The sequence below is a fragment of the Vibrio mytili genome (assembly GCF_000830505.1).
Classification (GTDB): domain Bacteria; phylum Pseudomonadota; class Gammaproteobacteria; order Enterobacterales; family Vibrionaceae; genus Vibrio; species Vibrio mytili.
In genome coordinates, this window is the sequence record NZ_JXOK01000068.1 from 1 (window position 1) to 19239 (window position 19239).

Annotated in this window: 12 protein-coding genes and 2 pseudogenes; 3 read left to right on the forward strand and 11 right to left on the reverse strand. The window is 41.0% G+C overall.

What is annotated here, in order from left to right:
* Positions 1-302: 302 nt before the first annotated feature.
* Entirely contained in the window at positions 303-1556 is a 1254-nt protein-coding gene (locus SU60_RS17325) for an HD-GYP domain-containing protein (protein ID WP_041156635.1), read from the reverse strand.
* Between the two features lie 223 nt (positions 1557-1779).
* Between SU60_RS17325 and SU60_RS17330 the strand changes: the two genes are divergently transcribed.
* Positions 1780-2454 carry an SDR family oxidoreductase gene (locus SU60_RS17330; protein ID WP_041156636.1) on the forward strand — a complete coding sequence of 225 codons (675 nt, stop codon included), beginning with the start codon at positions 1780-1782 and terminating at the stop codon, positions 2452-2454.
* 127 nt (positions 2455-2581) lie between these two features.
* Here SU60_RS17330 and SU60_RS22035 read toward each other — a convergent pair whose 3' ends face one another.
* The 6 genes from SU60_RS22035 to SU60_RS17355 all read right to left on the reverse strand — a co-directional run bounded on the left by SU60_RS22035 (position 2582) and on the right by SU60_RS17355 (position 9935).
* Positions 2582-2827, reverse strand: coding sequence for a hypothetical protein (locus SU60_RS22035; RefSeq protein ID WP_164833054.1), 246 nt, complete (start codon positions 2825-2827; stop codon positions 2582-2584).
* Positions 2828-3799: 972 nt separating this feature from the next.
* Entirely contained in the window at positions 3800-4735 is a 936-nt protein-coding gene (locus SU60_RS17335) for a helix-turn-helix transcriptional regulator (RefSeq protein ID WP_041156637.1), read from the reverse strand.
* A gap of 17 nt (positions 4736-4752) precedes the next feature.
* On the reverse strand, positions 4753-5334 hold the full coding sequence (locus tag SU60_RS17340; RefSeq protein ID WP_041156686.1) for a hypothetical protein: 582 nt from the start codon (positions 5332-5334) through the stop codon (positions 4753-4755).
* Between the two features lie 2 nt (positions 5335-5336).
* Complete coding sequence (locus tag SU60_RS17345) at positions 5337-6059, reverse strand: SDR family NAD(P)-dependent oxidoreductase (RefSeq protein WP_041156687.1); 723 nt, start codon at positions 6057-6059, stop codon at positions 5337-5339.
* Between the two features lie 864 nt (positions 6060-6923).
* Positions 6924-7619: a hypothetical protein gene (locus SU60_RS17350; protein WP_041156638.1), complete on the reverse strand. Its 696-nt coding sequence runs from the start codon at positions 7617-7619 to the stop codon at positions 6924-6926.
* A 756-nt stretch (positions 7620-8375) separates the two neighbouring features.
* Positions 8376-9935 (reverse strand): sensor domain-containing diguanylate cyclase, encoded by a 1560-nt coding sequence (locus SU60_RS17355; RefSeq protein ID WP_128814717.1) that lies wholly within the window; start codon positions 9933-9935, stop codon positions 8376-8378.
* 168 nt (positions 9936-10103) lie between these two features.
* On the opposite strand from SU60_RS17355, the pseudogene SU60_RS17360 reads away from it, so the two are divergent.
* Positions 10104-11126 (forward strand): annotated as a pseudogene (locus SU60_RS17360) (IS110 family RNA-guided transposase).
* A 285-nt stretch (positions 11127-11411) separates the two neighbouring features.
* On the opposite strand, the pseudogene SU60_RS17365 reads toward SU60_RS17360, so the two are convergent.
* A pseudogene (locus SU60_RS17365) lies at positions 11412-12324 on the reverse strand (IS5 family transposase); the annotation flags it as partial.
* Between the two features lie 367 nt (positions 12325-12691).
* Here SU60_RS17365 and glgC point away from each other — a divergent pair.
* Complete coding sequence (gene glgC, locus SU60_RS17370) at positions 12692-13948, forward strand: glucose-1-phosphate adenylyltransferase (protein ID WP_041156639.1); 1257 nt, start codon at positions 12692-12694, stop codon at positions 13946-13948.
* Between the two features lie 976 nt (positions 13949-14924).
* Here glgC and SU60_RS17375 read toward each other — a convergent pair.
* The 3 genes from SU60_RS17375 to SU60_RS17385 form a co-directional block, all read right to left on the reverse strand.
* Positions 14925-15545: a helix-turn-helix domain-containing protein gene (locus tag SU60_RS17375; protein WP_041156640.1), complete on the reverse strand. Its 621-nt coding sequence runs from the start codon at positions 15543-15545 to the stop codon at positions 14925-14927.
* Between the two features lie 98 nt (positions 15546-15643).
* Entirely contained in the window at positions 15644-16312 is a 669-nt protein-coding gene (locus SU60_RS17380) for a ribonuclease H family protein (protein WP_041156641.1), read from the reverse strand.
* Between the two features lie 169 nt (positions 16313-16481).
* Positions 16482-19175, reverse strand: a complete 2694-nt coding sequence (locus SU60_RS17385; RefSeq protein ID WP_041156642.1) for a hypothetical protein — start codon at positions 19173-19175, stop codon at positions 16482-16484.
* Positions 19176-19239 lie beyond the last annotated feature (64 nt).

Genomic DNA, 19239 nt, shown 5'->3' on the forward strand with positions numbered 1-19239 from the left:
GCTTCGCTTTTCGAGATAACTCTCTACAAAGCGGAGGTGAATTCTAGCGAGATAACTGAAAGTGTCAAACACTTTTTTCAACTAATTTTTCTAGAAGATTTTCACCTTACCCAACATTGCTGAAGCCTTATAAGGTCTGCCGTGTCGGTGGATGCGCATTATAGGGAGCAGAATTGTTTTAGCAATAAAAAATCGATTTTTTCGTAAAAAGAACTCAACCGAACACTTTACGTACAACTTAAAAAATACCCCTATATAACCCTCAGCATTTATACAGCTTACCCACAAATACCTGTGGATAATTAGTCATCACTATCAAAAAAGTAGGAAATTCTAGAGCGCGGGTTAAGATACTCTTTTATCTGCTCAGGCAATTTGGCCGGATGAATAGCATTAACTATTTTCAGGCCCTTCTCTGCTAAATTAATAATTGGGGCTTGTGTCCTTGGAACCGATGGGTCATAGACCAACACATTCGGGAATAATAAATTAGAAGCATTAACAGATATGACTAAACCAATCATTTTGTTCGACAGTTGTACAACCGTCCCCGGAGGGAAAACCCCCATAAACTTAATTAAGATATTGAGGTTCTCTTCTTTATATAGGTGTTTACAGTTCTTGTACAAATGAGAAAGTGCAGTGTAAGGAATCTTTTGTTCGGCTAAAACCGAGGTATGACACAAGTTATCGAACGCATTAGCAACGATAATAACTTGTGCAAGCTCATCGATTTCATCCCCTCGGAGTCCCACAGGATAACCAGAGCCATCTCGAAGTTCATGATGCTGAGCTATGACAGTTTTTGCCTCTTCTGGAAACCCTTCAATTTGATTGGCAAGATCCAAACCATACTTTGTATGTAGCTTTAGATAGTTTTCTTCAGGCGTGGTTAGTGCAACTTGTTTTCTTAAAATGGCTGTTGGGATCTTGATCTTACCCATATCATGAAAAAGCGCGGCAAAAGACAGTGCTTTTAACCGTTCTGAGGAATATCCCTTTGCTCGGCCAACCATCATCGCAATGACTGCAACGTTCAACGAATGAAAGTAGATGTCTTCAAATTCATTGTTGCCATTCATTAGATGGAGTGTGACGTTATCATCACTCATTAACTTTTCAACAATATCATCGACCAGCATTTTTGCTTCTTCCACCGCGGCTGCTGGACGATTACGAATTTTAGTCATTACAGCTCGCATACGAGCAAGTGAACGCTCAAACTCCTTTTCACATTGAATAACTCTACGTCGATAGGCACTCAAGCTTTCAATCCGCTTCTGTTTTTCGTTCCACAGCTTCTGAGCCTCCAAATTTAAAGACTCTTCGCTTTTAGAGTGAGTCTCAGACGAACCTTTGGCAGGCAGAGGCTGCGCATCACTTTGCTCTGGGTTGAAGTAGACAAACTTAATACCTAGATGCTTGATTATATCGATCTGAGTTTGATCTTTAATCTTAAAGCTATTAAGTAAGAACGGGTGATCGTTCCACTTTAACGGAAGGCGAATGTGTAGTCCGGGCTGAATACGATCCACTGTAAGTTTAATTGCTGCCACTGTTTTATTACATATAAAGTCATCACTGTAAGTCACGCATAGTAGTCGATTTTAAATGCAAATTCATCAGTAAACTTGGTGCATAAAGACACACTCATTGACCGAATAACCCGTTTGGAAAACATCGTACGCGTGTAGAAAAATATACATAGTTCCTTTTCGAGTTCGAAAACCTAGGCATAATGATATGACAGTGTGTTTAAGATCATCATGGAGTAAAGAAATGAAAGTTCTTGTTACAGGAGCAACAAGCGGTATCGGGTTTGAACTAGTAAAACAGTTGCGAGCTGAGCAACACGAAGTATTTGCTACGGGTAGAACAACAGAAAAGTTAATTGAACTTAAAGACATTACAGGATGCCACATTGGCGCTTACGATCTTTCTGATTCACAACATGTTATTGATATGTTTAATGATGCCACAAACACCTTGGGCGGATTAGATGTACTCGTCAACAACGCAGGCATGAACAGTGCTAAACGTGCAATTGACGAGATCTCAGTAGAAGAGATCGATTTACAGTACGCGATTAACTTGAAAGCACCGATGATACTTTGTAGAGAAGCGCTTTCACTCATGAAAACTCAGCAGTCCGGTTATATCATTAATGTCACCAGTACCGTTGCAAAACGAGCCAGTGAAACAATGTCAGTTTACACTTCAATGAAACAAGGCCTATCAGGGTTCACTGGTGTACTGATGAAGGAAGCCCAACCACACGGCATAAAAGTCACCAACTTACTGCCTGGAGGCACAGATACGAACTTCAGAGAAGCAAGCCGTCCACAATATATGAAGCCAGAGAGCGTTGCTCGAACAGTTATTGGACTACTAAAATTACCAGACGATGTCATCATGCATGAAATGGTATTCAGACCACAGGTAGAAGTAGAGTAACAATCAACAAGCGAGGTGTATTGCGCTACATATCGAGAAACAATGGGCGTACGAGATAATAACTGTGAAAACAGAATGCTCTATAAAAAAGCGGGGCCGCATTGGGCCCCGCTTATTTTGCTGACTATTAACCATGTCTGTGATGGCTTGATTTATAACAGTGATCACCATGGTGACACTTATGATCGTGATGATGACGATCCCCATGATGTTTGTGATGATGCTCACCATGATGTTTATCAACATGATGTTTATCAACATGATGATGCTTATTGGTTTTAACCGCGTGGTGGTTATGATGGTGGTGAAGTGATTTACAACCCGTTAAACTTGCCATTGTAACCAACAAAGCTGCCATTAATAATTTCTTCATGATGTTTCCTATTAATAAAGTTAGTAAATTAGTTCGCGTGTTTAATCTTTTCGTAGTTGTTTATTCAGATCACTTTTTAGCCGAATGATAAGCACGCATTTAAGCCATTTATTCGTTCAACACATAGCCTGTATTGACGGTTAGAGAATCCATTTATGATTAGATTACTAATATTGCAGTTACATTTAGCTTGTTAGATAAATGACATGGCGATATCAGACAAAATTCATTTAGCAATACTCGACTCATTAAGATTCGTCATCGCTAACCTCTGAGCTCCATTAAAGATTGCTTCCTTTCTTTTACCCAAGTGCAACCGGATAACTCTTCGGAACAGCAACAACGATACGCACTCACATCACGTTTTAGAAATTATTAAAATTAATTAACGTAAAAATCATAGAGAAACAAATAAAATCCATATTAATCAATAAAAAGGGATAGATTTTAAAATCTATTTTAAAAATAAAATTATCTTGTTCTGTCAGTTTTTGTCATCAAACATCAAGCATCATTAACCGAAAGCTTCCAACGGGCTGTGCTAAACTGCAGGCGGACCAACAAGGTACTCACAGAGCACATAGAGGATAACGAGCACAAAGAAAAGAATTAAAAATATCATTCTAAAGAAAAGTCTTGGTATTTATAAAAAGAAAAAGTGATAAATATACAGGAGGGAATCTTAAACCATTGCAGAGTTTAATCGATGATGATGAGTTGCTTACCAATATAGATGCTATCCAAAATTAATCATTGCAATTTATTGATAAAAATCTGGTGAATTCATATAAATCAGAGGAGAGGAATAATGTCAAAAACTAACTTGATTTGATAGTACCGGTTATTTATCTAACACTAACTAAGCGGTATATTACTGATAATTTCTGGTTTTTAGGATTGTTTGCTTGCCCAATCCTCTGCAGAGTGGATCCTAAAATATTAGGCTAAACCCAGAATGCTCTCCAAAGAGGTCTACTGGATAATCGCAAGATAAGCCTTAGGCGACATCCCATTCCATTGAGTAAACACGCGAGTGAAATGTGCTTGATCACTGAATCCACATAGAAAACCAATCTCAGCTAAACAAGAGTCCCCCTCCAGCATCATCTTTGCAGCTTGGTTCACTCGCATATTCTGCACCAACTGGGCAAACTTAATCCCTTCAAACGCTAAGTGTCGTTGTAATGAACGCACCGATGTACAGAGATGCGTCGCAACATTCTCTAGACTGCAATCGAACAGCCCGAGCACTCCAATACTTTCTTGAACTCTATATTTCCACGTTTGACCCATTTCTTTCGGCACATCGAAACTTAATTCTTGATCATCGGTATTTTGCCACCTAATTTTCCAATATTTATTAGGTTTTAATGCTTGAGGATTAACTTGATTACTAGTGTAGCTATAAACAAGTTGCTCTAAATTATCTCCAGTAAAAAGCTCGACGTCACTAGCGCCCGATTGAGCGACTAAAGCACATATCAGTCCGAGCACCGCGAGATCCTCTTCCAAGTGTGGTTCTTCTTTGGTTCGAGAAAGATGTTGAACAATCGCATATCTGTCATGCAACTCAATCTCCGTGTAATGATTAGCATGCACATAACGCTCTAGTCTTTGCCATCTAGCAAACAAGCTTGATATTGTCTTTTGCGATAGCAATACACGCCCCAGCGGTTGTTCCAGATGCAAAACAACTCCACGACCAAGTTTTACACTAACATCTAACCCAAGTTCATCACTCACTTTACGTAAAAACTCGCGCTTCGTGGCGAGAGGGACTTTGGCTAAGTTTTGTTCAAATGAAACGCCACAACCATTTAATTGGTGAAGTTTCAGCCCAGATAACATGATGTCCATCATGACTCGACTGGCAAACGGCATAGCGCTGGTAGAGTTAGCTGACCCCATATTGTCTACGGAACCTCCTAGCGAGTTAAGATTGCCTGCAATTTCAGCCCAATCCACGGTAATGACATTAAAAAAGAAGGTGTTTTGATCACTAACATCACCACTAAGCTATACCAAGCTAGCTTTCCAAGGAATACGGTCGCTGCAATATTCAGCCAAGCAATCCCTGACAACAAACTCAAAATAATCAACAACCTTGGTGGCGTTGGTAGCATAGACATAACCAGCAATGTCCATAACCCGTATTGTTCGAGCCAGTTTTGTAGTCGCAACCTATGTTGATATAAATCAGAATCGGGCGGTGAAATTCCAGCTATCAAGTAACCATCAACCGAATAAGCAATCAGTGACAAGACACCAGCCCCTGCCGTTGCAGCAATGGCAAAGGTTAGAATGATCCAAATAGCTCGCTTAGGCTGACACCAAGCCAACAAGATCACAGAGGTTTGCGTAGGTAAAGCTGGAATAAAAAAATCACCAATCGAGAGTCCACCAAGAATGGGCAGAGCTTTCGGCTTGGTAGCGTTTTCACTTATCCAGTTCAAAATACGTTGTGTCAGCGTCGACTTTTTAGAACCTACCTTCGTCCTGTGATTCATCGCTATATCCTCAACATCAAGCTTTCTGCAAAATTGGGAAACCACTTTCTTAAACTCATAAGAGCTTTAGTTTTTCCAACTTGAATTTCCGGCTTCGCTCTATCAACCCCTGCAATAATCTGCCTTGCTGCTTCTTGAGCAGTTATCTTGCCTTTACCTCGCCCACGAACCATATCGGTATCAACCAGTGGCAGAATTGCTTCACAAACATGAATAGGATGCTTCCCCATTTTAGCTTGCGCCCGAAATGACTTAGTAAAAGCTCTCAATCCTGCCTTATTGGCGCAGTACACAGGGGAACTCTGTTTAGGCGCAATAGCCAGACCCGATGTAACATAAACCCATGTGCCTTTATTCGACAACACGTTATCAGATAACTTCTCTGTTAAAATAATAGGTGCGATTAAGTTAATCATAGTCTCATCGTGGCTAGATATTTGCGTTGGTTGTTTATCAAAGTAGTTTCGTAATTGTTGAACCCCTGCATTATGAATCACGAAATGCAAGGGTTTATTCACCAAGTGTTGGCATAGTAGATCAATACTCAAATCACTAGACAGATTACACACGAGCCAATCGGCTTCAGGGGTCTCATTGCGAGCCTTATCTACTGTTGCTTGGCAACTACCAGTTGCAATCACGTTGAACCCCCTCATCAAATACTGCTCCACCAGTGCTGCCCCGACACCTCGCGTTCCACCTGTTATCAGTACTGTTTTCAACATAACCATTCCCCCAACACTTTCACCTGTACAAGCACTGTTCATTAACAGTCATTTTTGTTTACTTGGATAAGTAGATTAGTGATGAAAACAGAAAAAGAATTGAATATTTACGCCAATGTACCCACAGGGTGAAGATTGTGAAAGAAAGGAGGTTTCTACTAGGTTGATTTTAATTTCAAAGATCTGACTTTAAACCAGAATGACAAATTGGAAGTGTGGTAGCTGGTATATATCCCGGTGCACAGAGTCGTCATATGATGCACCATATATGAACCATGAGAGAAATATAAAGGCAGATAAAGCGAGTCTCTTGGAGCGAGAAAAGCGTCGATAACAAGCAAGGGAAACTGAGGTAGCAACCTGAAAAATCGAATATTTTCAAACACCTAAAACGACGAAAGGCCGCTATAAAAGCGACCTTTCTATGTATGGTACCGGTGGGCGACTTGACTGGGCTTGCATCCAAGCCGCCACGCTGGATTTGAATTCACAAACACCAGAAACAACAAAGCCCCGACTTACGTCGAGACTCTGTCTTAAAATATGGTACCGGTGGGCGGACTTGAACCCCCACGCCCGAAGGCAACGGATTTTGAATTCCTCTTAAGCACTTGTAATTACTTGCATTTAAGAGGATTTTTTTGGATATCAAGGACCATGAAATAGGATTTTATTGGATCTTTTTAGCACGCGTTGAGCACAGATTTAAAATTGTGCACAACTAGACCACTCTTTGTAACACGTTTCTGGACAGAAATCATTTAGAGTCAATATACTAGATTTCAGCCTCTGCAGTACTTTAGGTAAGTGTTATTGATAAAAAGAAACATGTTTAGTTCTTGTAAATCTCCACCTAGTAGCTTGTTAGTCATTAATTGAGATAGAAATCGATTGCTTGATGTCACCCGTAATGTACTTTGGTGCAATAGAGAATAAGAGCATTTCAGACCAGTATGGTTCGTGACGTTCGTAGATAGCTTTAGAGAGTTCAATCATCAGGTCACAATATCTATGGTATGCATCTTTATAACTTATTTTGTCAGAATCTCGGCCAGTGAGATTAATGATTGTATCTAGGTCTAATTTGATTAAATCTTTATTTCGACCCGAAGGCATCGGATAGAACTCATTAGTATCAGTATGTTTGAGCAATAGCCAATTAAGTGAGTAGATGACCCTTGAGTCGTAAATAGCATACTTCGTATGATCGAGAAAAGAGGCAACTTTAGACATTGATGAAATTACATCGAATGTATTTTTATCTAGAGCGCCTTTGCTGAGACGAGCATCTAGCTTCGACAATATATCATCATTTTTTTCTGTCGATTTGAGACTTCCAATCCCTCCCCATTTCTGAATAACCCAGTAGCGATTGGTTAAGTCGTTAACTAACAAAGAGCTCAAGTTGTGCTTCATGAAAATATTTCGGTCATAGTTTGAAGTAATTTCGCTTGGAAAATCTAACGGGCAGTCCTCTGGCATCATCCATGTAAAGTATTCTTTGAGAGGAAATTCTTCAGCGATTGATTTTAGTTCTTCTATTAGGGGTTCAAGGTTCATGGTATATAAAATTAAGATTAAGTTTTCTATACGTTATCAGATCTTGAGTTGATGTGCTTAATTTATCGCAAATAAACTGAAAAACCACTTCTCTCACTCGTACTTCAATACCAAGTTACTCTGAAGGAGCGTAGCTATATTCTGGAATTCATCTGACCTTTTAAACTCACTCCGGTGCATTTTCATGCTAGAAGTTTGAGACCTATCTGACACGATGATGGACAAAAGTGTTTTAGCTATTTTACTAACTTAGCGATTCATGATTAGCTCAGGTATGCCAAATGGTCTGCAGTGTTAGTGCATAGCTTAGGTTCCTGACATTGTGTGTTAAAGCATGTGTTTAGTCGACGTTCTGGTGATTTCGCTTTCAGGATGGGAGGCGAAGAGTTTTAGTGGTCATATCTGGATCATCTAGTTTTGAAATCCTTGAGCTAGCGGAAAGAATTCGAAGGAATATTGAAACCATCGCTATCTCTTGTGAAATCATTGGCATCTCCCATCAAATCACAGCTTCTGTCGAAGTATACAGTTAGGTTCCTCAACGTAGAGTACAATTGAGTTTTATTTAGAGCAGGTCGACTCTGCTCTGTACAAAGCAAAAAGTAGCGGTCGCAATAATTATTTATCACCAAGTAATTGTTTTCATTGATTTAAAAAGCACTAATAACTTCAGGCACTGAACGATCGCTCGATGATGTATCCAATCAAATTGGCACATGTCATATGCCAATTTGGTCTGATTTTAGGCGATTAAGATTAAGACTTAATCACACTCCAGCGTGTCGCTTGGTTCCTGCCATTTTCTTTCGAGTGATAAAGTGCTGTATCAGCTCTTTCTATGGCATCTTCTAGACTACTGTCATCTAATTGGAACTCAGAGATACCGATACTTACAGTTATGTTTCTAGGGCCAGAAAAAATATACTGTTCTATTAAACTTCGCAATTTTTCGGCAACTAGCATCGAGCTGTCTTCATCTGTGTTGGGAAGCAATAGAACAAACTCCTCACCGCCCCAACGAGCAAAAGAGTCACTAATTCTTATGTTTCTATGGATTAATTTACTAAACTGAACTAGATAATCATCGCCAACAGCATGACCAAACTCGTCATTGATGCTTTTAAAGTAGTCAATATCAAACATCATTACGGTATATATGGAATTATACCTTTTTGCTTTAACGTATTCCTGTGACAATAGTTCAACCATCTTATTTCTATTTAGCACTTGAGTTAGAAAGTCTATGGTTGACATTTTAAGTAGTTTATTTTGATTTCGATAACTTTGAAAAACAATTACAAAAAATGAGATTAACACTATAAATATCATAAAATTAAACAACAGATAGTTTCTTTTCATAAGCATTAATGTATCGTCTTCTGATATTGAAATTAAATAGGCCACGTGCTCTCTTTTAAAATTTTCAACTGATAAGAAAGATACAATCAGATATTTTCCATTCACATTGAACTCTTTTGAAAAAGTATTACCAGTTTTAATATGAGGATCAAGCTGTTTTTTAAATAGTTCAGTATAACCCTCAAGTTCAGTAAACTTCATGTTTTCCAGGCTTTTATTTAGCACATCTTTATCTACATAGTAATCACTGGCTATTTTACTATGTATGTAGTTATTCTTCGTATCATCAAACACTTTGTAATTCACAACATCCTTATTCATCAAGAAGAAAAAATCTTGTTCAGGATATAGATTAAACAATAAATTGACGATACTACCCATTGATAGGGATACTTCTAAAGTGCCTATCTGAATGTCATTATATACTACTGGATAAACGAATCGATAACCGTTATATATTCTACCTTCTTCAAACCCCTGTACAAATCGCTTTTCTTTATTGGATATCCTTACCGATTCTCTTATAGAGAATAAATTATCACCAAATTTTTCAGGTTTATGGACACGTAAAAAACTATCACCATTTTCAAAGTGAAAATGTAACTGTCGAAAGTTAAAACCTGTAAGAGTTTTATACTTTTCTTCCAGCATCGAGTATATTGAATTTCTATTAGATGTTCTTATGCTCTCATCACCAAAATAGGCTTCACTCATCAACCTAAAAATATCTTGGTCATCCTCAATTTCTTTAAATACGTAATTTGAAAAATCTTTATAAACGCCTAAGCTAGACTCAACTTTAGAACGTAGTTCATGAGAAGAACCAAGTAAAATTCGTTCTCTTTGAGTTTGATATTCATTAAATATGAATGTTATTGCCATCACGACTACAAAAGCTAGTAACAAGCATGAATAAAGCATCTTTTTTATATTTGATTCTCTTGTTTGAGTTATCATTTTATCCACCAAGCCCACGTCTTCAACAAATCATAATTGCACAAATACTTATACGCTTAAAGGATTGAATTGACTATGCATATCGGCTTTGATGTGATGGACGCACCTCCTTTCTAACATTGCTGTACCACACTACAGGTACAGCCATTAAGATCAGGAGTAACAGCCATGTCCATTAAAGTTGTCGGTATCGATTTAGCTAAGAACTACTTTCAAGTGTGCGTATTGAATATTGACGGTACTATCTCGTCAAATCGTAAGGTTGCTGGAGTTAAACTGCTCCATACAATCCGTCATCTTCCAGATAACACTCCACTGGCTATGGAGTCATGTGCTTCATCACACTATTTTAAGGCTTGGTTTTAAGGTATCACTCATTCCAGCACAGCATGTTAAGCCTTTCGTCGGTAGACAAAAGAACGACGCAAATGATGCAAGAGCCATTTGCGAAGCTTATTCGAGACCTGATATTCATTTTGTGCCAGTTAAAACTATCGAACAACAGGACCTGAAAGCTTTGCGAAATGTTCGCTCTCGCTTAGTCGAACAAAGAACTGCTCTTGCTAACCAAATCAGAGGTCTAACAGCTGAATATGGGATAGTTTTCCCAACATCAATAAGAGCATTGCGTAATCACTTACCGTTAATCATTGAAGATGCAGAGAATGAGTTATCTCATGTTATGAGAAACTTACTGCAAAACTTATACTGTGATTTTACCAGCATTAGCAGCAAGATCGATGATGTAACTCAGGACATAACTTCGCTGAGTCAGCAGAGTCCGCGCTACAAGGCGATTAAGAATATCCCTGGCTTTGGTCCGATCTTAACGGCTGCGATTGTTAGTGAAGTTGGCTCTGGTGAACAGTTTCAAAATGGTAGACAGTTTTCGGCATGGTGTGGGTTAGTTCCCAAGCAGAATAGTACAGGTGGAAAGAATAGCCTTGGAGCTTTATCAAAGAGTGGAAACCGAGACCTAAGTACACTACTCATTCATGGTGCTAGAGCTGTACTACGTTGCAGAGCTTCAAGTACGGACCTATGGGAGCTTGGTTACGAGGGTTAATTGAACGACGTGCTAAGGCTAAAGCCATAGTGGCTTTAGCAAATAAGCTTGGGCGTATAGTGAGGCGTGTTCTAGCTACCGATTGTGAATATGACGTTAATTGTGCTTTCAAGCTATATAATTGAAACGTATATGTTTTATAAGAAAATGAGTTTGCAATAGCTGATGAAAAAACGGTGAACCATCCTTACTACACTCTGATTAAGCAACAGGTTAGTTGAAACCGTGGCTTTGAATAGACAGTAAGGGGCGGAATACATCATGGCGCAGGTCGCACAAATGACCAAGAAAGACGTCGGATATATGTTAGCGACCGTATCATTGAATCAGCCATTGCATCCTGAGGTGCGTCCATATATGTTGCTTAATTCGATGAGAAGACATGGTAGCCCCATGTTGTTCAGTTCTTGAACAACATACTGAGTTTCAGGCATACCTAGCCCTGTAAGCTTGTTCAGCGCTTTGATCATAGCGTAAGTCTCACCAACTTGAGCGTTGTAATTCCTCAGGCTTAATTTCCCACCTAACAACTGTTTTACCCGATACATTGCTGTCTCTGAGAGCGAGCGCTTATGATAACCATACCGCTTTTTCCATTTCTTGTTAGAACCTTAGAGCTTCTGGCAACCCACTGCTAAGTTGCGAGGATGTCCTCGTTCCCAGAAGGCTGCCCCTTCTCGTGGCGGAATGAGCGGAACAGCTCGCTTGAGCCGTATGGCATCATGGCAATTCCTTGTGTCATAAGCACCATCGCCTGATATCTCAATGATTTTACGACGTGTCTGCTTAAGCAAGTTGGGAAGTACTTCGGCATCGGTTACGTTAGATAAGCTCTGCTGCGACTATTTCGTGAGTGCTGGTGTCTACCGCTAAATGCAACTTTCTCCAGACTCTACGCTTCCCGTCAGTACCATGCTTCTTGACCTTCCATTCGCCTTCGCCATAAACCTTGAGGCCAGTGGCATCAATGGCTAGGTGTTGTATCGCACCTCTGGTTTTAGTTTTAAATGAAACCTCAACTTCCTTAGCTCGACGGCTTATACAGGTGTAGTGGGGACAAACTAGCGGGATGTTAGCCAGCTTAAATACCGAGTCTAGAAATCCTTGCAGTGCTCTCAACGGCATAGAGAATATGCGTTTCACCATCAGTGCAGTAGTAATGGCTAAGTCGCTGAATTGGCGAGGTCTGCCGCGCTTGCCTTGTTTGTTTTGCTTCCACTCGGCTATCGCTTCCTCATCAATCCAAAAGGTCAGAGAACCACGGTTTATTAAGGCTTTGTTGTACTGCGTCCAGTTAGTTGTTTTGTAACGAGGTTTAGGTATGAGGCTACGACGATTAATGGGTGTAGCCGATCAGATCGTAGCCTCTTGATTTAGTTCCATCGATTTAAGCAAAGCCCGAAGAGCCAGAGGAGTTAGAGATACAGATTATTTTAAGTTGAAGATCAGACAAACATCGGTCCCGGATACCCACTCAACTTTTTACCCAAATATCAAGCTCACCTAAGCGGAGAAGAACCTTTTTGGTAATGCTGAAAGTGGCTACGATACTTGTGGCTATTCAAGTAATAATGCCTAACTTCAGTCACAGTTTATTCAACAATTACCCTATATAGTAACTTGCATATAATCAATACACTGCTCCGATTATAACTACAAGTATATATAAATCGCCCCCATGGAGGTCTCTATGCCCCAGAATTATGACAGACATATCAGTAATTTGACCAAAGACACTTACGCTTTGATATTGGCAGGTGGTCGAGGTAGTCGTTTATTTGAACTCACCGATTTTCGAGCAAAACCTGCTGTATATTTTGGTGGTAAGTTTCGTATTATCGATTTTCCACTATCAAACTGTTTCAATTCAGGTATTCACCGCGTAGGTATCGCAACACAATACAAGTCGCACTCGTTGATCCGTCACATTAGCCGCGGTTGGGGAAGCCTTAGAGCTCAACAATTTGTTGAAATTTTACCTGCTTCACAACGAACGGGCGATGACTGGTATGCTGGTACAGCGGATGCGGTATATCAAAATATTGATATAATTCGTTCACATAGACCCAAGTACATTCTAATTCTGTCTGGTGACCATGTATATCGTATGGACTATGGTACTCTACTAGCGGAGCATGTAGCAAATAACGCAGATATGACAGTCTGTTGCCTAGAAGTTGATACTGAAGAAGCTGCGGGTAGCTTTGGTGTTCTGACCGTAGATTCCAAAAATAAAATAGTTGCTTTTGATGAGAAACCAGCTCACCCCAATGAAATTCCGAATAAACCGAATAAGTGTTTGGCTTCAATGGGCAATTATTTATTCAATGTTGATTTTCTTTTTGACCAGTTATTAAAAGATGTGGATGTCCAAGGATCCACCCGCGATTTTGGCCACGATATCATTCCTTCAATCATTAATGAGAGTAATGTTTTTGCGTACTCTTTCAAAGATCCAGACAGTGAAAATCAGCCCTACTGGCGTGACGTGGGTACACTTGACTCATTTTGGGAAGCCAATATGGAACTTGTTACAACTAAACCACAACTTGACCTTTATGATAAAGACTGGCCGATTTGGACATATCAAGAACAGCTTCCACCTGCTAAATTCATTTTTGATAACGATGAACGCCGTGGTATGGCCGTAGATTCAACGGTTTCTGGAGGGTGCATTATTTCTGGTTCAACTATTAGAAAATCATTGTTGTATTCAAGTGTCCATGCCCACTCATACAGTCTTATTGAAGAGTCAGTATTGTTGCATGGCAGTCACGTTGGTGAACACGCTAAACTGAAGAGAGTTATCCTTGATAGTTATTGTTGTGTCCCGGCCGGCTTGAGCATTGGCTATGATAAGGAACAGGATAAAGCCAATGGTTTTCGTGTTACAGAAAAAGGAATCACCCTAGTAACTAAAACTATGCTGGAAAATCTTGCTAAATAAATGTACTGAACAATTTTTTCTCGAAATACGAGTCAAAGGCATCGCAATGGCGATAAATATGGCAAGCGAGTACAACTAGTCTGACACCCAAATTATGGTCTTATCTTCACCACTCGGAGATAAGACCACGTTTCACCTGAATATATACCTGCGGCTAACAATTTTTTCATCCACAAAAATCGAGAAATTGGTGTGTTAAAAAGCGAATCTTATGTTGTAACATGCCTATGAATAGCCACCGACTTCATAGACACTCTGTCTCATAATAGTGGTATTACATTGAGTAAGCCAAAGAGAAACGAATCAAAGTGACAGCTCTAGCAAACAGTTGAGCATCAATGTTTTAGAGCGGATGTTCTAAGGCGCTACTGTCCCGAAGTGACTCAAAATCATCGTCAGCATATCTCCGGGCAACGGATGTCTAACTACTCACCTTTAATGAATAATTTTGCAAAACCATATATTTCTCTCACATGAATTTTATTGAGGAAAATTTTGAAGCAGGACGACAAGAAATTTAAAGAGCGAAAATGACAATGGGGCAAAACCGACTTAGCACAAGCACCACCCCCGATGTGATCACCAACCCCGAATTTATCACCATCTATCAGGTTCTAGAGCGAGCGAACTGAATGGCAGTTTTCAGGTCCAGAGTTAGAAACTAATTAATAATAACCAGTACAACAGCCGCTACCGCGTTGCTGTTGTACTGGTTATATTACGACTCAACACCCCAGACAGTCTCGTGCCACCACCTAACCATCCCAGCTAAAATCCAACAACAAATTCCCCCTCAGAACCTTCGAGCAGACACTCAGAGCGGAATATTCAACGGTATTGACCCAACGGCTATAAATACCAGTCGCAGTGGTTACAGGCAGAGAATTCGCAGCAGAACCACCAGCACAAAACGCAGACAACAAAAAAAGGGAGCAGCCACTCAACGCAACTACTCCCTTTCAAACACCAATGTGCACTACTTCAGCTCATAGAACAGCTCGGTCAAAGCCGCTTCACCAACCAGATCAACTAACTGCGCAACAAAGCCATCAAACTCATCAGCAAAGCCAATTTTCGCCAAACCAAACTCAGCAGCAACTTGATCCAGTGATAGGTTACGAACTTCACCCTGATTTTTAGCTCGACGAGCTTTATCATTCAGCGAGGTAACGGCCTTATCCAAATCACCACCAGCAACCAGCGCGGGATTAGCAAGCAACAAATGACGCGCAGAAGGGTAAAGTTTGTCACCGTAGAACATAGGCTTGGACTGACCCTTTAACTTCTCACGCTCGGTGTGTGCAGCAGACAGCGCTTCCTCTAAAGATATGCCAGCCTTTATGCGGTTCATCAGCGTACTTTGCGCCACACCTAGCTCTCTAGCCGCTTGGCGCATACTTGAGTATTCAGTGCCACCTATAACAACTTTCTTGCGGTAGTCACCTTTAGGGCGCGCTTCCAGCTCAAGGGCTTGCTCTAGTGTCCACCCGAACTTGGTTACGCGCTCATTAACCAGCTTGGGGTTCAAGCCATAGTGACGCGCAGCAGCAGTGCGAGAAGGGAACTCAACACCCTCAATTTCATAGATATTTTTCATATTGTTATCTCTTTTCAATTTGCTAAGCATAAAACCACACAGAGACCGCCTAGAACAAGCCAGACGACCTCTACATGGTTACTTACTCGAAATAGGTCTTAAAACGGCGCATCGTCGTCTACAGGTGCTTTTTGAGCTATACCCTCGCCGAAGCTGACCTTAGATTTAATCTGCTCATATAGCGCCAGCATTTCGCACACGAGTTCAGCGTTCGGTCGTGGCTGTCCATTAGGTTTCACCCAGTTCTGTTGCTTCCATTTAGGTGCCCATTCAGTGAGGGTTTTTATCGTCGCGGCATCCATCCCTATAATCTCGATAGAACTCACCTCCTGATCTAGCAAACTTTTAGCGATGTGTAGTGTGTGCATACAGAGCTGGTAGCGCATTGCCGAAACTGTAGGTTTCTTAACTTCAAATACTTGCGTGTCACCACCTACAACCGAAACCGTCGACCCTTTACCACCAACACCAAGCTTACAGGTAATGGTCTTTTTCGTAGGTCTTGCTGTGAAAGTACTCAAAAAGCTTAAATCTTCTTTTGGTCGAGAATTGCTGTATCGATTTCTCTTAGGCTTACTGTGCGCAAGGCGAGCATCACGTTCAGACACCAACTCCTGCAAGTATTCTTCGGCTTGTTTGTAGGTGTAAGCCCCCTTCTTTTTACCTCCGGGGTTAGCAATAATTTTCTCACATTCAGTCCATGTTTTTACGATACGAGCTATGTTGTTATTTACCGATGCGTAAAAGTTAAATTTTTTATTAGCCATAATAATGCTCCTTAAAATTTTATTGAGTTAGCCGCCGGAATGACGGCTGTGGATTTGAATAAATGTCATTGCGTGTGAGGTTGGGTTTCTTATATCCCCAACGGTGCAATGGTTGATTGGTAAAAAAGCCTTTGAGATAAGGGCTTTCGATAGGTCAATATTTACGATCTCAACGGGCGTTGAGAGCTTCTCGCAGTGAGGAACGAGATTCAGGGTTGAAGAGGATTTCAACTTCGAAGTCAGGAAACTTCGAGACTATTAAGCGAGCTAAACTGATGGTTAGCTCAGTCATCGGTACAGCGCCTTCAATCAATTTGGCGTTCTTAGCACTACGAACAGCGGTCGCTTTGGTTGGATAGCCAATATCGGTCATCCACTCAGCTAATGCTTTGGCGGTGATCTGTTTCTTACTCATACCGCTTTTTTCATGCGCGTAGAAACGCAAGAATAAGCGTGCCATCAAACTGTCAGAGGCCTCATTAGCCTTTAAACGCAAATTTTTATTACTAGCGGTTTCAGCCATTACCAAGCGGTCTTGCCAGTCATACCAATCCTCAGACGTTTTAAGACAATGCACCTTCCGCCAGTGATCAAAGCGCAATCTTGTAAACAGCATCTCATCCACCGACTTGTGTGGCTTGCTTTCAAGCGCAATATGCTTCCGTCCTTTCACGTCAACCATTACCGGATTTAGGAGCTGTCGCTTCTGATCGAACTCCATGTTCTGGTAGATAGACCGCTTCTCTAGCATCAAATCCTTATGCTCTAAGAAGCGCATTCGGTTCGGTGTCAGGTAGCTACCATCAACTTTATCGCCGGGCTTACGGGTAAGATACTTGTTCACCATATAAGCACTTTGGTCAGTGACCATCGGATCAACCTTAACGCTACCTTTCGCAAGTATCGGCTCAAAACCTTCACTTCCGATAACCGTGTACTGAGCACGAGTTTTAGCACCGATAAGTTGCTTCGCTTGATGCTTGAGTTCCAGTACTTCACCGCCAGTTGGGTCTATACGGTGGTAGAGCTCTCGGAACCGCTGACAAATAGGACCTTTTAAGTCTATTTCATTCAGATCAGCATTAGTCAGGAAGCCGTCTGTCGTCACTGAAACAACAACCTTGTCATCGGGGATGCTATGAAGCATTTCCCCCAACAAGGCTCTTGCAAGTCCAGTGGTATAGGCAGCAAAGAAAGGATTGGTTAAAGTAGATGGCGGTAATTGCTTCGAGTATCCAGCTTGGATATCAAACGAGTTCTTCGGACGAAGTGATTGCGCCAATTTTCCATAACAACTATTTAACATCTCCTTAGTCAATTTCTCGTCAAAAGAGCCTTTAACGAATGACTTACGACGTTCTCTACCCCATTTCATAAATGGTTCAAAAATGCGTATGTCATTCTTCCAGGGCACTACAAACGCTTGCTTGATGGTAATTTCCGCGCCTTGGTTATAAGCAACTTCAAGCTCATGACCAGTGCAGTGCGTTTCACCCGATAACGGAAATATCAATCCATATTCAGATCGAACGGCTAAACTTGGGAAGCGAGTATGTTCAGGGAACTTAAACTCAACCCAAGCCATTGCACATTTATCGCCAAATAATTCATTAAGATCTTGGGTCATGTACATCTGATCGTATGCCAACTCGCGCAGACCTAGCGTAATTGCCGAATAGCAGCTTGGAACGTCATAATCTCGCCATGTATCTATACCCGTCGGGCCAGCAATAAATGACTCGTTGCGACCTCCATGGTAGGCCATGGTCGAAAAATGCTCTAATGTCATGCGAGCTGTTACAGGTACATCACGAGTTATCGTTAGGGGCTTAGTTCGATCAGACGGCCACACTTCTTTAGTCACCTTCTCAAAACCAAACAAACCACGGTAACCGCGCTTATCCTCCAAGCTATTAACAAAGGCTTTAACGGCAATGCCACCGATGGTGAACGGAACCGAATTTAGACCGAGTGTATTTTGACAGAAGGAAGAAACCCGCTCGAAATGACGAGCACTGATAATTGAATCAGTAATTGCATACTCAGCGAATTTCTCCGGTTGTGCTTCCAGAAACTCATCCATCCGGGAGATGGAATACGGCTCTGGAATTTCAACTTTGGGTATAGACAGTAGGTCACCTACGGATGAGAGGGATGAGCCATTAGGCGATAAAAGCATGGTGTCGTAGAAAGTGATGAAGAGTGTTTTCTTGTTACCAGACTTCGAGTAAGCCTGTAGTGGCTCTTTATCGATACGTCGAGACATGACTTTATCAAGTTCCAGTCCGTATACGTCATCAAGACTCGCCACCGTCTTACGTAAACCTTTGACATGTGTTTTCAGTTGGTCAAAAGCTTGGCTGAAGTTAAACAAATCTGCCGATAGCCAATGAGCACACAAAATGATGTCAGTAGGCCACTTATCAAGTACTTCATCTTCCATCGCTTTTTCAATAGCCTGAACCAAGCATTTGTCCAGTGCTAGTCGTCCCGATTTTTTGGTCGATTCTGGGAACAAGATAATCGTTGATAACTTGCCCTTGAATAGAACCGCAAATTGGTAACTCAAGATACGGTTGTAGCCTCCGCATTCAGATTCTACATACTCAGTATCCATAGCTATCACGGGGCGTTCAAAGAACGGAGTTGCCTCTCGTCGCTTTCGCTTAGTTTGCTTCTTCTTTTTGGGCTTACGACCCACCAGAGGTTTGGCTTTGCGCTTAACGCTATCAAAAGGAGTGGGCTCACTAGGTTGAGCTTCACCCCAAGCACTTACCGCTTCGTCCTCAGTCCAACCGGATGTTGCTAGGTTGTCCATACTTAAGTCAGAAGACTGCTCTAACCAATCAAAATTTTCACTCATTAGATTCACTCCAGATACGCAAAAAGATGCCTGATGGCATCTTTTTTAAAAGGTTAAAAGATAG

What these genes read in the sequence shown, in the direction of transcription:
- SU60_RS17330 (WP_041156636.1), top strand. Translation starts at nt 1,780, where the DNA reads ATGAAAGTTCTTGTTACAGGAGCAACAAGCGGTATCGGGTTTGAACTA.
- SU60_RS22035 (WP_164833054.1), bottom strand. Translation starts at nt 2,827, where the DNA reads ATGAAGAAATTATTAATGGCAGCTTTGTTGGTTACAATGGCAAGTTTA.
- SU60_RS17335 (WP_041156637.1), bottom strand. Translation starts at nt 4,735, where the DNA reads ATGGGGTCAGCTAACTCTACCAGCGCTATGCCGTTTGCCAGTCGAGTC.
- SU60_RS17340 (WP_041156686.1), bottom strand. Translation starts at nt 5,334, where the DNA reads ATGAATCACAGGACGAAGGTAGGTTCTAAAAAGTCGACGCTGACACAA.
- SU60_RS17345 (WP_041156687.1), bottom strand. Translation starts at nt 6,059, where the DNA reads ATGTTGAAAACAGTACTGATAACAGGTGGAACGCGAGGTGTCGGGGCA.
- SU60_RS17350 (WP_041156638.1), bottom strand. Translation starts at nt 7,619, where the DNA reads ATGAACCTTGAACCCCTAATAGAAGAACTAAAATCAATCGCTGAAGAA.
- SU60_RS17355 (WP_128814717.1), bottom strand. Translation starts at nt 9,935, where the DNA reads ATGATAACTCAAACAAGAGAATCAAATATAAAAAAGATGCTTTATTCA.
- glgC (WP_041156639.1), top strand. Translation starts at nt 12,692, where the DNA reads ATGCCCCAGAATTATGACAGACATATCAGTAATTTGACCAAAGACACT.
- SU60_RS17375 (WP_041156640.1), bottom strand. Translation starts at nt 15,545, where the DNA reads ATGAAAAATATCTATGAAATTGAGGGTGTTGAGTTCCCTTCTCGCACT.
- SU60_RS17380 (WP_041156641.1), bottom strand. Translation starts at nt 16,312, where the DNA reads ATGGCTAATAAAAAATTTAACTTTTACGCATCGGTAAATAACAACATA.
- SU60_RS17385 (WP_041156642.1), bottom strand. Translation starts at nt 19,175, where the DNA reads ATGAGTGAAAATTTTGATTGGTTAGAGCAGTCTTCTGACTTAAGTATG.